The sequence below is a fragment of the Rubritalea sp. genome (assembly GCF_051252225.1).
Lineage (GTDB): Bacteria > Verrucomicrobiota > Verrucomicrobiia > Verrucomicrobiales > Akkermansiaceae > Rubritalea.
The window spans coordinates 128,332-143,376 of record NZ_JBPOGE010000007.1 but is presented as its reverse complement, the minus strand read 5'-3'; the positions used below and the strand labels follow the sequence as shown (position 1 = coordinate 143,376).

Below are 15,045 nucleotides of genomic sequence, written 5' to 3'. Positions count from 1 at the left end.
TTGTATCCAAAAAGCACATACCGCCAACCCTAACAAACTCGACACATTTCATATCTCTAGGAATAAATTGGAACTCTAAACCCAAGGCACTAAACATTCTCAGCACTACCAACTTGCAGTCAGCCGCAAATGACATAAAACATAAGGCACATATGAAATTCTATTCACGAAAATGGGTGAAGCCTGAAGACTTAAACGCGAACGGCACCCTGTTCGGAGGCCGACTCTTAGCCTGGATTGACGAAGAAGCTGTGATCTACGCGATGTGCCAATTAGACAGCAAGCACCTAGTTACACGATTTGTATCCGAGATAAGCTTCATCAATGCAGCAAAACACGGTGATGTCATCGAGCTTGGTCTGGATACCGTCGGAGTGGGTCGCACTTCCATCACTCTCAAATGCGTAGCTCGCAACAAAGTCACCAAGCAAGAAATCCTCACCATTGAGCGCTTAGTTTTCGTCCAGCTCGATGAAAACGGTCAGCCTACAGCCCATAAGCTGTCTACCGAGGCAGAGTAATTCCGTTCCTCCATAAGCCCCGTCACTGCTCACCCGCAGCAGATGGGGTTACGGAACTAACCATATATTAAGGAAGAATGTGCACTGTGATAGCCCGCACATGAAAGCTACTTTCTCACTTCTGATATGATCCTAGCAGACCTAGTGTTGATAATGTCCTGAAAAACTCAGTACTCTGGACGGCCACAGGCATAAATAAAATCAACCTCCAGACTACCGCGTTGCACCCCTCCCTCTTCAGGTATGCAGAGGTGGATGAAATGTTTCTCTTACCAAAGGCCTAGATCAAAGAAATACATAGCAACACCTGCAATGCTTAACAACCAGAGGATTCCTCCGAGAAAGAGCCAGAACCAGTTCGCCACGGTAAGTGAGCTATTGGCTGCTACAGCCTCTTCGCCGACACTCTCGTTTGCTACCAACTGAGCTTTAGAAAGTAAAAAGGCTGAAATAGGTACAAAAATCAATCCTGCTATGTCTGTCCAAGGCGATGCCACTTCCTCCATACTCATTCGTGACATCACTTGAGAGACGATCGAGAGTAACACATACCATATCGCGATCCCTCCTAGATCTCTATTGGGCACCTTCGCGGTGAAGCTCCGACAGAGCTTATGCACAAAAAATATGGAAAAGATCATTCGCCAAAATGGCCAAATTTTTTCACCCGAAGTTTCTTTGATCACGCTCCAATGCTTGTAGAACCAATATGCTTCATAAAGCCCCATAGTCCCGAGGGTGAGTACCCAAAACTTCTTCATCGAGACAGCGTAATGATCCACTTCTAACCCAGAAGGTACTGATTCTAATTCAGCTTGAGGGGCGGCATACACGTTAGACACATCATTTGACATGAAGAGAGAATTATTCAGCTAAGTCATACTTGTAAATACCTATACACAGTAACACGCATCATTACCTACCATATATTCTAACGTAAAACCTAGGAGGCTGTTACGAGCCACCTCCATGGGTATTGCCCTTTATATCTCTAACAACCTATTACAAGGAATGACAATTTTCTCGATGTGAAATGATTCATCGCCCTCAGCATTTTCTAGCAAGAAGATAACACTAACCTCAGTCCCCTTTGATTGACCCTCTGGTATTTCCCTACTTATGAGCTGCTTCGATTCACCATAATTTATTCCCTCTAAACTGCTATCTATGGAGACTAAATTCATCAAACGTGGCACTTGTAGAGTGCTTGGTGAGAGTATAATCATTTTACTGCAGGTAATCAGCCTGAGATATTTCCAAGTAAATCGATGAATCAGACACTCCGCACTAGCCGTAAGATTTCAGCAATACAACACGCTGCCTCTTCATCAAGAAGAACGGGATCACCCAAAAGTCTATGGTTTGCTCCGGTCATACTGATGGCCGCATTCTTGACAAGCTGCCAGACTCCACCTTCTCACCAAGCTGCACTCACGCCTGCATTGATGGCTAGCTCATTGCCGCAGGATGAGCGCATCTACGACTCAGTAGAATCACATAGTCATTCTCTGAAAAAGGAATTTCTAGATCTCCAAGCCTCCGGTAAGTGGAGCACGCGCGGTTACTTCTCTGCTCAAGAGAGCGACAGAATAGAGCTCCTCTTATTTAGATTTCACAATGCGCACCGTCAGCTGAACGACATCGCGGACCGGTATCATAAAGCCAAGGCAGGGTCAGCCACTGAAGATCAGGCTTTAGCGCTGCGAACCAAGGCAAATAAACTGTCGCAGGAGCAGGCTAAGTTTCTCGTCACCACCTTTGCTGACGACCCCGTCGCTATCAATAAGCTGAATCAAGCATTCCCACGCGCGGAAATCCCGACAAATACCTACGCTAATTTGGCCGATGCATTAAAGCCGCGGGCTCTCCGTAAGGCCAAGCACGTGAGCCAACACGTTGAGGGAAATGTGAATAATGCAGCTTACGTGACTCAATCGAAATTATTCTACCGCGTCAGCCGACTAAAAGGGCCAGCAGCACACCCACTATCCTTCAACAAGAAGCAGAAAGAAGAAATTATCAGCCTATTGGAGCCTGGTGACATCATCCTCACCTACACGGCAGGCTATGCCAGTGACGTCTTCATCCCCGGCGCCTTTAAACACGGAATCACCTTCGTCGGGACTGTCCCACAGCGGAAAGAATTTGAACTATCCGCTGATAAAATCGTAATGGTCGGGGGAGCGCATGAAGCGAAGAAGCTAAAGAAAGATTTGCTAACAGATGAGACCAAAGCAGGTCGCCCTGCGAATTTGATCGAAGCCGTGGCGGAGGGTGTGAAGTTTAGCAATCTCAACTTCATCTTAGACACCCACGTCAATCGCTTGCTAGTTTTGAGGCCTCAGCTTTCAGCCGCTGATCACGCACGCCAATTGGGCCGCACCTTTTCCTATCTGGGACAAGAATACGACTTCAGATTCGATTTCGCAGATGCTAGCCGTCAGGTCTGTACCGAAGTTATCTATCGCGCCCTCATGGGACTCAATGAAATTGATTTCCCACTCACCAAGCGAGGCGGCCATGTGACCTTGAGTGCAGATGACATCGTGCACTATTGGCTCAATGAGCAACCAGACAGCTTCGAGTTCATCCTGTACGCCGAAGAAAGCAAACTTCCACCTCCCCACAGAGCAAACATCCTAACAGGGCCTCAGGGCAAGAAACGCGTGGAGAAATTGATGAATGAACTTTCCCCTGCCAAGTAAAATAGCACCACAGCCAACCACTTTCGTATGCAAACAGACACACACTCCAAAGCCATTGGTTATATCCTCTGGATTTTCGGTTTCACCGGAGCGCACCGATTCTACTACGGCAAGCCAATCACCGGCGTTATCTGGTTTTTTACAGCTGGCTTGTTCGGCATCGGTTGGTTCATCGATCTCTTCCTTATTCCTTCCATGGATAAGCAATGCGACTTCCGCTACCAATCAGGTAACATCGACTATAATATCGCGTGGATTCTCCAAACCTTCCTTGGCCTTTTTGGAGCTCACCGTTTCTACATGGGAAAGATAGGCACCGGGCTTATTTGGTTACTCACTGGTGGTATCTTCGGCATTGGCTACATCTATGATTTCTTCACGCTCAACGAACAGATTAGCGAGCGCAATAGCCAAGCCTAGAGCCCTTCGCGGTTGCCCTCAATCATTCTAACAACACAGCCGCAAAAGCACCTTCAGCCGCATTAGAGCTGTAGGAGGGGTCTCGAAATGGACGATCTCGTCAAACAAGTGACTTAGATAGGCGTCCTTCTCGGACTTTCTACACACGGCTGAGGTGAATGCCTGCATCAGCTTCACTTTCAGACTGCGCAGTCCATGCACGTCCGGGTAACGCAGGTCTTCTACTTCTATCATTTCCCACGCCACATTGACATACCGTGAGATCTCTTTTTGAAACGACTTCTGCCAATCGCCCCCTGTACTGGCCTCCAGTGTGTTGTCTAAATGCGTAGCCTCCATCGCGCAGACTGTCATTCCTTGGCCAAACACCGGATTGAAACTGCACACTGCATCTCCCACCACGACCAAGCCCGCAGGCATCTCCACCTTCTCATACAACCGGCGTAAACTCTTCGCAAAACGGTAAGTTCGAACTTCGCTCAATGGCTCAGCGCCTTTGAGCGCATGAACCATGGCATCACTCGGCAACGACTTCGCGAACTCGATAAATGCTTCATGCGTGCGAGGCGGTTGCGCTAAGTTTCGACCTGTTAGAGTCACTAGCCAATTACCATTTTCTGTAGGAAAAATCACGCCCGCTCCTCCAGCGGCATCCTGTGGGCTAATGTAGAGCACCCTCCAATCAAACTTCTGCTTGGGCTGGGTGAACTCGCAGCTGGCATAACTCACACTTGCGGGAATGCTCAGTTCCTCCGGTGCTTCGCCGCCTAATTTTTCCAACCACTTTGGCGTCCGCGATCCACGCCCAGAGGCATCCACCACGAGATCAGCCATACATTCCTGACCACCTCTCAGCTTCACACCCTGTACTGTGTCAGCAGTCCCCACATACTCTTCGACAAAAGTAGCGGAAAGGCACTCCACATTCTTAAGCTCTTCCAGCTCTTGAAATATCAAGCTCTCCAGTGTCGGGCGCCCCAAGAACGGCGTCCGCCCTTTACTCTCGAACGTTGCGCGCTCCACCCCGAAGTAGTGCCACTTGATCTCGGTTCCAACATCGAGCCAGACAGCCCCCGCATCGCTCACCTTCTTTTCTAAATTTGGAAAAACCGACAGCATCTGCTGCCAGCCCTTACGCAGCACACCATGTACGTGATTCCCCTGCGGCACACCTTTGCGAGCAGCATTGATGTTAGAGAGCGCGTCGGCATCGATCAAAGTCACCTTTGAGTAATGCTTGGCTAACACGCCAGCAGCGAGCAAACCGGCTATGCTCCCACCAATAACGATAGCATGCTCTCTTTGGTCTGATGCTCCAGGATTCATCGATCCTTCTATGCGGCACATCACAAACAGACTCAACCACAATAAGAGCCAATTTAGGCTCTACGAGCGTTAAAGTGGATGCCCTCCTCTATGGGGAGCTAGATGAACACTATCATTATGTTATCAATAAATAGCTATATTACCCCCTCTACAGTGTACCTCTAACTCGTGCCCACTTCCCTTTTTTACTCCTAAACCACACACATATCACACCCCCAATTAAGGGTATATACTTATTAATATTAATAATATAATAAAAAAATCAATCTACCTGTTAGATTGAATGACAACAAAAACCCCAAAAAAAAATGGAAACAACTAAACTATCGATAAACTCATTAGAATGCGTATCAAATCCCGCTCACTTCCTCACGGTTGAAAGCGAAGTCGAATCATATAAAGTGACTAAGAGAGCCGGGAAAATTGAAGGTATCGGAGTATCGGTTTCAGGAAAAGGCGCATGGGCTAAACTCTACGGCGCGATGACCTTTAGCTCCCAGAGCATGGAATCATCCCGCACCTACCAACAGATGAAGTCCTCATATGATATTAGCGGAGGAGTTAGCGGCTTCTTTAGCTGGCTTGGATTTGGAGCCAACGCCAAAACACATAAGGAAGAAATCCAAGAATCTCTTAAAGAAATGAGCTCCTCGAGCTCGGTCTCAGCTCAGGTAGCAGTCGACCTCTACGTTGAAGGAATTTATCCTAATGTCCGTGTAGATGCTTCAGCATTCCTATTTATCTTAGAAATTGAAGATAGTGACGGAAACACCTATCGCGCTGTAAGCGCTGATGATCCAGAAAACAACACTGGAGGTATCGATTCAAGCGGTAGCTTACTTCCAGAAAAAAATAACAATAGCACCATCACTATTTAAAAAATAATAAATACCTCTATAACTCAGGAATTAAGTAAACCTGAAATACATACATTCACTACTTAGTCTTCAGTTAGGGTATACGAACCTAAGCGCGCTATTATTTGGCGCGCTTTTTTTCGTTGAGACAACCTACCTGAAACCCCATTACACAAACTGACGTCAATAGAAACTTGGCAGTCGTGATACCCAATGAGCTTATTATCCTTGATGTTGCTAGAGCGTACAGCATGAACTACAACTCATTTTTAGAGCTTGTCCTACTCTATAGCCTTCCCTCTAAATGCACGCCCCCAAGGGCTGTAGAAAAACACCTAGTCGGGCGGTTAGGGATAACTGTCCTTGCTAATCACTACGACTCGCCCCATCTGTGTTTAGGGAAGCGTTGGCTTTTTTTAAGTCGATAGACACCTTTTTCGTAGCCGCCTTTACCGTCCTTAATTCTGCTAAAAAATGGCTTCTTTGTCTTCACTTCTTTCGACAAAGCGCCTGAAAGTTCTGAGGGAAGATCCTTAAGCTCACGCTCTGAACAGAGCTCTAACTCATAGGCTAGGGTTGCAATATCATTCACGTGTAAAAAACCGCCTTTGGTCTCTAGAACAGTTTTGGCGATATCGAGTGGTTTCATAGGTTTATGCTAAAGGATTCGGTCACTCGACTCTAGCTAATAGTCGACCTTTCGTAGATCATTATAGCTACCATTTAAATTTGTCGTAACCTTAACAAGGCAGGAATATCTCACTGAGATATTCAGATGCATCCCTAAATGTCTGGTGAGATTGATGACTTATCCTATCTCTCAGGCAATAATTTGCCATAGCGGTGATTCACGGAAACTGTCGAACCATAAGCCTTCTGAAGACATGTGCACAGCCGGACGCTTAGGATAAGCGTCCCTGCCTTGCCAAACACTTCACTTAGATAATGAGTAACTACTCATTCTTTATCACATCAGCCGCCTCCCGTAAGGAAATCGTAGATTTTTTTAACAACAAAGAAAATAATCATCGCACCGATGATTAGGCAACTTGGTCACATGTGGTATCCGAATATTTTCATGAGCGTATGGTGTAGTCTGTTCTTGTAACAGCCTTCATTGTGAAGGCGTGTAAAGATGGGAGTCCTCATGATGAACTTTATTCCTCGTGGTACAAGGCAGGGACACTTATCCCTAAGTGTCCGGCGGGGTTGATACCTTTTCTCACCTCTCAGGCAGTAAATTGCCGTAGCCGTGCTTCACGAAAATGGTCGAACCGTAAACCCTCAGAAGACATGTGCACAGCCGGACATTTAGGGATAAATGTCCCTGCCTTGCTTTTAAACATCACCATCTGTTAGCGTAGTTCGTTATGTGGTCGGACAAGCGCCCTGATCGGAAAACGATGTGTCATGCTCCCCCCTTTTGGGTGGCTGATGACGCAATCTTCTTTTTAACAATCAACTGCCAGAAGCGAGGTGTGAACCAACTCGCCAATGATTCCACGGCTTCTGTCCTCATAAACTCTTGGCTTTATTACCGAGAACAACAACAAAGCGCACCTTTGCTCATTCTGGTCATGCCCGACCACCTGCATTTATTAATAAATTTTTCATGGCAAAAAGGCGGCGGTATGTCCTCGTTAATCAAATCTTGGAAACGCTACACCGCTAAAAAAATAGGCACCGATTGGCAGCGCGACTACTTTGACCACCGCGTCCGAAGCAGGGAAGACTTCGATCATAAATGGGACTACATCATCAACAATCCCGTCAATGCAGGCTTAGTCGCCAACGCCGATGACTGGAAATATCGATGGATCAGCCCTTACGCAGGCCAAAGCGAATACCGATAAAGGACTCCCCCGTCGACACTCCCTCCAAAATACCCACACGCTTCAACAAACCCTCAATGAAGGCAGGGACACTTATCCCTAAGTGTCCGGCGAGGTTGATGCCTTATCTCACCTCTCAGGTAGTAAATTGCCGTAGCCGTGATTCACGAAAATGGTCGACCCAGTAACCCTCAGAAGACATGTGCACAGCCATAAGCGTCCCTGCCGCATTCACGCAGCAACCACAGCTTTCGCTTTGCGGTATTGTTTTAGATAGCCAAAGCCCACTAGACGGCCGTTCTCTTCGTCGTGGAGACGGTACTTGAGGCAGGCTAAACTACTGCGCAACGTCATTGCGGGCACCTGCTGGAAAAGTGGTTCGGAGTTGTGGCATTCCTCTAATCGATAATTCGGGATGCGTGAGCTCAAGTGATGGATATGATGAAAGCCAATATTGCCTGAAAACCACTGGAGGATTTTTGGTAATTTGTAGAATGAGCTACCTTCTAGCGCTGCCGCGGCGAAGTTCCATTCTTCATTGCGCGCCCAGTACACATCTTCGAACTGATGCTGAACATAGAAGATCCAGATACCTGCTGAGTTCGCCACGAAGCTAAGACCTAGCTGAAGAATCAAGTACTTCTGCCAACCAAAAATAAAGCAGCCCACCGCGACCATGAAGGCGATTCCTAGATTGGTCCACAGCACCGAAAGACGGTCCTTCCTGCTCGCTTTTTTTACCGAGAATCGATACCAAATCATAAATAGGAACATCGGAGAAACGGTGAAAAGAATGAACGGGTTTCTCACCAAGCGGTAGAGCATACGCATCGACCAAGTCGATTCCTCGTATTCTTTGACCGTCATAGTCCAGACATCTCCTTCAGCGCGACCATCTAGATCACCAGTAGTGGAGTGGTGGATACGGTGTTCCCAGTGCCAAAATCGATAGGGTGTGAATACGAGAACACCAGTGATGTAGCCCCAGATATCGTTTGCTCTGCGGGATTTAAAGAACGACTGGTGACCGCAATCGTGGAAGATAATGAAGATTCTTACTCCCAGTCCACCACCAATAAGCATGAGCGGGATGGTGAGCCAGGGCGAGATATCATAGACGAAATACATGGCAACCCATAGGGCGAAAAATGGAACCAAGGTATTTACTAGCTGCCAGCTGGCCTTGGCTAAATCGGGCTTTTGGTATTTCACCACGATTTTTCGCCATGCCTTTGGGTTTTTAAAGACTTCGGCTTTGTCTGTAGTGGTGTCGTTGCTCACAAGGTGAGGCTTTTTGCCTATCCGAGCATACTCTGCAAACAAATAACAACGCACACAATAAAACGTGTGTTCCTTTCTCTGAATCTCAACGCGTTAAAAGGTGTGTCGCTTAAATGCTACTCGATCTATAAAATCATACCTCTCATAAAAAAAGCGCGTCCACTAAGGGCGCGCTTTGATTCTATCATTTTCACAGAAGGTTAGATTTTATCTATAGAATATTTTCCATTACCTCCTCTGACAGCCACACTTTCATCAAATGCGACAACAGCTTCAGCTAAATATCCATCAATTAAAGATGGGTGAAATACTTTCATATGATAATGATCTAATCCTTCTCCTTTAGGAGCAGTCCAAGGCACAGTCTTCCCCTTTGGTACAATAAAAACCCCTGCTCCAACTGGTATCCAGTCCAACTTATCTTCCACGTTGTATAAGCATACTTTAATCTGATCTTGATCCGATGTTTCGTTAGTTACTTTCATAGTATTTTTTTTAATTCAAACGCATTACACACACGTAATGCAACACAAATAACAGTTAGTATGTTAGTAAAGAGGTAAGTCAAACATTAATAAACACAGTCAGTTAAATCATTTTAAACGTTTTATAATTAAAATGATACAGCACCGACCTCTCACCCAACGCCATCGTTACAATAGGGATTTCAGCATCTTTCCTACACGTAGACACCTCACCAGTAATCAAAAAGAATAGCGACACGCTGTTCCTTTCCTCACTTTTTAGTAAATAGAAGATCTGCGCTCCCCTCCCAATGCAATCCCCCCAAATCGACGATCAACTACACGTGACACCACATCATACGACGCACCTTGATACTCACCCCAAGGGGAAAGCAATCTAGATTTAGACATGGAGAAAGGCGACCCAAGAAAAAAACATACTCCGATACATTTCCTCCATCTATCGTCTCAAAATTTCATGCCTCGTCCTTAAAATGTGTGTCCCTTAAACGCTGATGCGTGCCACACGCGAGATACGTGCATTCATTCCGCCTCTCAACAAAAAGGCTTAATCCTTGGGCTGAGACACATTCAACTTATCGCACCCCTCACAAGCCTTGCGCGTCTCAAACGCCTTCCGCTCCTTCTTGGTCATTAGATCACAACCACATGAGCCACAGCACGAGTACCGCTTGAGCGCAATATAACCGCGCCATGCAATAAATAAAACCACCACGGCGGTGGAAGAAACGATGAGAATTGTGGTCAGATCCATAACAAAATAAGCTCGCCTCAGGCGTCGTAGCTCTGCTTGTAAAAATACCGCTAATCACATCAAAAGCAAGTTTTAGGAACGACAACTTCGCCCCCCTCGCTAAAAACCTAAAAGCCATTTCATCAAAAAGTTTACCTAAACCGCCCCCAATAAAGACAATTCATAACGCCTCGAAATCTATTCTACGCACCGCTCTATCATTCACATGCACAGGAATATCTCACTGAGATATTCTGGACGTCCTCAGTCGTCAAGCGGGGTTGATCCTCCTTAAAGTGCCTCCTTAAAGGGTGTGTCCCTTTAAATGTGCTGGCGTCAAAAATAAAAGCGAACTCATCAGACGCGCTTTAGGCTTTAAGGCCTAAGATCAGGCTCAGCATCAACCTCCCGCCCCGCCAACATCTTTTCATTTATGAGGCTATCCCTTTAAATAGTAGTTGCCGGGTGCGCCCTAAAAGACAATTGCCCCATGTATTTGTTGCATTCAGCTTCTTCTCTTTTAGGGTCTGCGCACCCACACATTAAGTGTTATCAAACCATGGTCAAAGATCCTCAAGAATCTAGTGTCACACTCACCGAATTGATGTTGCCGTCCCACTCCAACTTTAGTGGGAAAATCCACGGTGGTTACATTCTCAATCTAATGGACCAGATCGCCTTTGCGGCGGCCTCAAAGTTCTCTGGTAAGTATTGTGTGACCGCCTCGATCAACAAAGTAGACTTCAAGAACCCAGTCAGTGTGGGTGAATTATTAAGCCTCAAAGCTAGGGTCAATTATGTTGGGCGCACCTCAATGACAGTTGGCATTAACGTCACTTCTGAGAACATCCAGACGGGTGAAATCAAGCACTGCAATTCTTCCTACTTCGTTATGGTCGCCAAAGATGAAGACGGTAAAAATGCCCTGGTGCCTGAGCTCAGGCTGACTTCTGTCGAAGATGTCCGCCGATTCGTGCGTGCCAAAAGTAAGCTCGAAAACACCCGCGCCCGCGTCAGAGAATTTGACGAATCAAGCTTCGACGCCCAAGCACACCTCGATTCATTAAAAACCCACCGCGTGGTGTTGGATTTATAGTGAGCCACACTGTACTGCCATTTGGAGAAACCCTTATGCTAGGCAGGAATATCTCACTGAGATATTCAGATGCAATACGATGCACTAACGATACGAACCTCCCTCACACATAGCCTCACCATTCACCTAAGGCAGGGACATTTATCCCTAAATATCCGGCGAGGTTGAGGCATTATCTCAAGCTTCAAGGTAACAAATTGCCGTAGCGCTGCTTCACGAAATCTCCAAACCCAAAGCCTTCGAAGACATGTGCACAGCCGGACGCTTAGGGATAAGCGTCCCTGCCGAGTTCAACGTGTTCGCGAGGTCGTTAGATAGTTCTTACAAAGCGACGATCAACCACACGTGACACCACATGATACGACGCCCCCTCATGTGCACTTTAAATGTGTTTACCTCTTAACGAGTTCCTTCAGGGTCAGGGTAAAAGCATGGCTGAACTATATAATACGCGTTTTCCCATTTAGGCCACGTGTAACTATTATTAGAAGTAAAAGTACTACCACTCTCCAAGATCAACTCCACATCAGTATCATACACATACTGATCATCAACATTTGTAATGTCAGTCCAGACTTCTAAATCGGTAGACCTAAATACTTTAAGACACACGCCTGCTACGCTTGTTTCTAGATGAGTCACCGTGCCATATGACTTAAAAAGAGCATGTGGTTGCCACTCAGTAAAACTAATACCTGATGCTTTAAGGCAGTGGACGTACTCTCTGGTAACCAATGTACTGAGCGTTCCCCCAACTAAAACTTGGGAACCATCTACATAATAGGAAATGTCGACCTCAGCATTCTCATAGTCAACGAGACTTACATTACTTGGAATATCAGACGATAATGGAAACACCCCATCTAGATCCTCTAAATTTATTTTAAGCTCTATACTCCCTCCCCCTAGAAGAACTTCATACCCTCCGATTGCAACTTCACTTTCCCCTAACAGCCTCATACCCATCTCCTGTTTGAAGTAACTACCTTGATAGGTCCTAACATAAGTAGGCTCTAGATAGTTTGCTGGAGTTAAAGCATATTTATCTTCTCCTATTGTCAGAAAGGAAGATTTGATGACACCAGTGTAATACCCCTCGCTTTCATCAAATTCCTGATTTGGAATAGAGGTGTCATAAATAGTAGTGACCGTGAATGAGCTCCCTAGGTACTTGTTTGTGGAATCATTCGTAACCGAATCTATCTGACCAGAAGCTTCAAAGACGACTAGTTCAGCTTTAAGCCCAAGGCTCAATACCATCATGATTGTTAACAACCGGAAACACATGAACATGCTTTATCAAGATGATCTGACTGCGTCAACGGACAACTAACAAGTTGAGATTATTACTCACTCTAAGAAGTGATGCGACACTAGCGCCTCGAACATCCCTAAGGGTGCACTTAAAAGGGTGTGTCCCTTTAAATGTTAAAATGTATAATTAGAATTTAGCTAGAATGCTCTTATTGCCTCATCCAACTGGCTTCACTTGGAGATCACGCAACGAGTAAATGCTCGACTCTTCCACACCTCGCATTTTTCGCGCACCAGATTGGCGCTTCTTTGGGAAATAATCACTCTTTTGTGAAAAATAAGAATCTACGAAGGCCTTACTTCCTAAGACTGCTCCATCAGTAAAATAACGCACACGACAACGCAACATTTGAGATCGCGTTAGCTTCCCACCGTGCTCAACTACACGTTGAATCTGCTTCGAAGTCATTCCTCTTTGTTTTAGCCGTTTAGCAGAAACGGAGCTACGTGCTAACTGCGAATCTCCAGCAGCCTCTGCACCGTCTTCAAATAACAAAACCCTATACTCAGCCAGTCGTGCTTCCGCGGAAAGACGTTTTGCTGTTTGTCCAGCATCAGCTTCACAGCTCTCCATCACTTTCTTAATGCCTAACCGCGCAACCCTCCTCCCTGCCACAGATTCAGCGTAACCACACCAACGATACTCTTTCGGATCGCTCACCATTCCAGCGCGTACAGGGTTGAGGTCAATGTATGCAGCCATGACTCGTGCAGCATACCCATCTTGTACCAAAACACTCTTAAAGCGACTCTCCCACAGTGTTCCCTGACGGCTATGCGTTTTATTAAACCACTGAGTGAAACGCTGTTTAAGAACCTTCATGAACTCGGAGAGGTCCCACATCCTATAGAGAAACCTATTCCTTATCCTCTCATGCTCCTCACTTCCCTGGGGAGAAGCAGAGAGAGCGTGTTCGATTTGCTCCACATAGGCTGCACTATAAACAATCCGTAATTTCTCAATCAGTTCAACATCACTCAGCTTCTTCTTTGGCTGAGGTGGCACACGTACTAACAAATGAAAATGGTTGCTCATCACACAATAGGTCAGCACCTCTACACCACAGAACTTTTCGTAAAGCCGCATCAACTTCACAAAGTATTCCTTCTCTGCCCGCTTCAGGACAAACCGACGATCAACCACACGTGACACCACATGATACGATGCACCTTGATGCTCACCCCAAGGCGAAAGCATATATGATCGTGGACACCTCATAACCAGCAGCTTAACTCATCCATTCGACCAGAACAAGCGGCTTCTTCTTTAAAGGGTGTGTTCCCATAAATGCACTTAAAAGGTCTGTCCCCTTAAATGCGACTTCACGAAATCTCCAAACTCAAAGCCTCAGAAGACAGCTACACAGCCGGACGCTAGGGATAAGCGTCCCTGCCGAGCTCAACGTATTCGCGAGGTAGTTAGATTAGAAGCACTCTATCACAAAACATTCCTTCTCAGCCTCTTTAAAGGGTGTGCCCCCTTAAATATGAAAAAGGTCTCTCCGGAACACCAGAGAGACCTTAGACATTCATTACGCTGCTCTACGAGAGCTTAACAGCTTCTCAATATTACTGAGCCAATTGGAATCGTGAACTATTCGATCTAAGTGAAGGCCTGATCGAATAATCTCACCTTTACTTAATTGGGAGACACCCTCCCAATCCATGGCAAAAATATACGTCGCATTATTAGGTTCAACACTTTCTAGAACTACGAAGCCTTGTTTCTCGTAGACAAAGGCCACGTAACTACTGAAGCCGCCTAAACCAACAGCCAAGGCCTTTGGCGAATAGGAATATAGCTTCGAAAGTTGTCGCTGGGCTACTACACGGTGAGAACTCTTCTGAATTGAGCTGATAAGAGGCTCTAAAGTACTGTTTGCAGTCACCGCCCCTTGAGGTAGCAGCTCCCAGTTTACTCTACGTATCGGGATTTGATCGAATTCTTCATCAGCCTCGACAAGACACGTCCCGTAGAGATCTAGGAATACGTTTATCATATCAATGATCTCAACATCGTTCTCACCTATTTTAAAAATAGCAGAAGTGTAATAAGAATTATTCTTCTCCGTTTCTATGTAAGTCAGCTCGAGCCCTAAAGGACTAACGATAGTCTTTGGATAGCACGGCCGTCTAAATGAGTGGTAATCCTCCACTATCTCACGTCGACCTCTTCCACAAAATAGGCTCCTGCGAGTTGCTAAATTAAATACTCGATTCTCCTTCGGCTGATCTTTGTGGATGATGTCATAGCCCTCGGCATTTCTCTTTGTCGCACACCCAACTATTTGAGGTAGAACTGAGTCTCCCGTGGTGAGTGGGAGAGAAAAACCAACTTTTTCAGCTGATCTTATCCCGTCAGCTTCAGCTGCTTGAATGAAAATACGAACCTCTTTCCCCACGGGAAGAGCCGACAATTGTTTAGGCATCACACGGATGCGGCTTTTGCTAATATTAAGCATAATTTCGAATAGC

General features: G+C 46.0%; 14 protein-coding genes. 6 read left to right on the top strand and 8 right to left on the bottom strand.

From position 1 onward, the window contains the following. Window positions 1-152 precede the first annotated feature (152 nt). Window positions 153-521 carry an acyl-CoA thioesterase gene (locus tag ACSHX2_RS08935; RefSeq protein WP_435692588.1) on the top strand — a complete coding sequence of 123 codons (369 nt, stop codon included), beginning with the start codon at window positions 153-155 and terminating at the stop codon, window positions 519-521. Between the two features lie 269 nt (window positions 522-790). On the opposite strand, the gene ACSHX2_RS08930 is transcribed toward ACSHX2_RS08935, so the two are convergent. Further along, window positions 791-1,375, bottom strand: coding sequence for a hypothetical protein (locus tag ACSHX2_RS08930; protein ID WP_435692587.1), 585 nt, complete (start codon window positions 1,373-1,375; stop codon window positions 791-793). A 414-nt stretch (window positions 1,376-1,789) separates the two neighbouring features. On the opposite strand from ACSHX2_RS08930, the gene ACSHX2_RS08925 reads away from it, so the two are divergent. Further along, window positions 1,790-3,226 (top strand): YiiX/YebB-like N1pC/P60 family cysteine hydrolase, encoded by a 1,437-nt coding sequence (locus ACSHX2_RS08925; RefSeq protein ID WP_435692586.1) that lies wholly within the window; start codon window positions 1,790-1,792, stop codon window positions 3,224-3,226. A 27-nt stretch (window positions 3,227-3,253) separates the two neighbouring features. Further along, window positions 3,254-3,646 (top strand): NINE protein, encoded by a 393-nt coding sequence (locus tag ACSHX2_RS08920; protein ID WP_435692585.1) that lies wholly within the window; start codon window positions 3,254-3,256, stop codon window positions 3,644-3,646. 27 nt (window positions 3,647-3,673) lie between these two features. On the opposite strand, the gene ACSHX2_RS08915 is transcribed toward ACSHX2_RS08920, so the two are convergent. Next, window positions 3,674-4,993: an FAD-dependent oxidoreductase gene (locus tag ACSHX2_RS08915; RefSeq protein WP_435692584.1), complete on the bottom strand. Its 1,320-nt coding sequence runs from the start codon at window positions 4,991-4,993 to the stop codon at window positions 3,674-3,676. A gap of 287 nt (window positions 4,994-5,280) precedes the next feature. Here ACSHX2_RS08915 and ACSHX2_RS08910 point away from each other — a divergent pair, with 287 nt between their 5' ends. Continuing rightward, complete coding sequence (locus ACSHX2_RS08910) at window positions 5,281-5,850, top strand: hypothetical protein (protein ID WP_435692583.1); 570 nt, start codon at window positions 5,281-5,283, stop codon at window positions 5,848-5,850. Window positions 5,851-6,202: 352 nt separating this feature from the next. On the opposite strand, the gene ACSHX2_RS08905 is transcribed toward ACSHX2_RS08910, so the two are convergent. Continuing rightward, window positions 6,203-6,478, bottom strand: a complete 276-nt coding sequence (locus tag ACSHX2_RS08905; protein WP_435692582.1) for a hypothetical protein — start codon at window positions 6,476-6,478, stop codon at window positions 6,203-6,205. Window positions 6,479-7,199: 721 nt separating this feature from the next. Between ACSHX2_RS08905 and ACSHX2_RS08900 the strand changes: the two genes are divergently transcribed. Then, on the top strand, window positions 7,200-7,682 hold the full coding sequence (locus ACSHX2_RS08900; protein ID WP_435692581.1) for an REP-associated tyrosine transposase: 483 nt from the start codon (window positions 7,200-7,202) through the stop codon (window positions 7,680-7,682). A gap of 210 nt (window positions 7,683-7,892) precedes the next feature. On the opposite strand, the gene ACSHX2_RS08895 is transcribed toward ACSHX2_RS08900, so the two are convergent. Both ACSHX2_RS08895 and ACSHX2_RS08890 read right to left on the bottom strand, forming a co-directional pair. Next, complete coding sequence (locus ACSHX2_RS08895; protein WP_435692580.1) at window positions 7,893-8,942, bottom strand: fatty acid desaturase; 1,050 nt, start codon at window positions 8,940-8,942, stop codon at window positions 7,893-7,895. A gap of 200 nt (window positions 8,943-9,142) precedes the next feature. Continuing rightward, window positions 9,143-9,427: a hypothetical protein gene (locus ACSHX2_RS08890; RefSeq protein WP_435692579.1), complete on the bottom strand. Its 285-nt coding sequence runs from the start codon at window positions 9,425-9,427 to the stop codon at window positions 9,143-9,145. A gap of 1,292 nt (window positions 9,428-10,719) precedes the next feature. On the opposite strand from ACSHX2_RS08890, the gene ACSHX2_RS08885 reads away from it, so the two are divergent. Beyond that, window positions 10,720-11,256: an acyl-CoA thioesterase gene (locus ACSHX2_RS08885; RefSeq protein ID WP_435692578.1), complete on the top strand. Its 537-nt coding sequence runs from the start codon at window positions 10,720-10,722 to the stop codon at window positions 11,254-11,256. Window positions 11,257-11,655: 399 nt separating this feature from the next. Here ACSHX2_RS08885 and ACSHX2_RS08880 read toward each other — a convergent pair whose 3' ends face one another. The 3 genes from ACSHX2_RS08880 to ACSHX2_RS08870 form a co-directional block, all read right to left on the bottom strand. Continuing rightward, window positions 11,656-12,519, bottom strand: coding sequence for a hypothetical protein (locus ACSHX2_RS08880; protein WP_435692577.1), 864 nt, complete (start codon window positions 12,517-12,519; stop codon window positions 11,656-11,658). Window positions 12,520-12,727: 208 nt separating this feature from the next. Next, a complete protein-coding gene (locus tag ACSHX2_RS08875) occupies window positions 12,728-13,768 on the bottom strand; it encodes a transposase (protein ID WP_435692576.1) in 1,041 nt (346 codons plus the stop codon). 334 nt (window positions 13,769-14,102) lie between these two features. Beyond that, a complete protein-coding gene (locus ACSHX2_RS08870; RefSeq protein WP_435692575.1) occupies window positions 14,103-15,032 on the bottom strand; it encodes a hypothetical protein in 930 nt (309 codons plus the stop codon). Window positions 15,033-15,045: the final 13 nt, after the last annotated feature.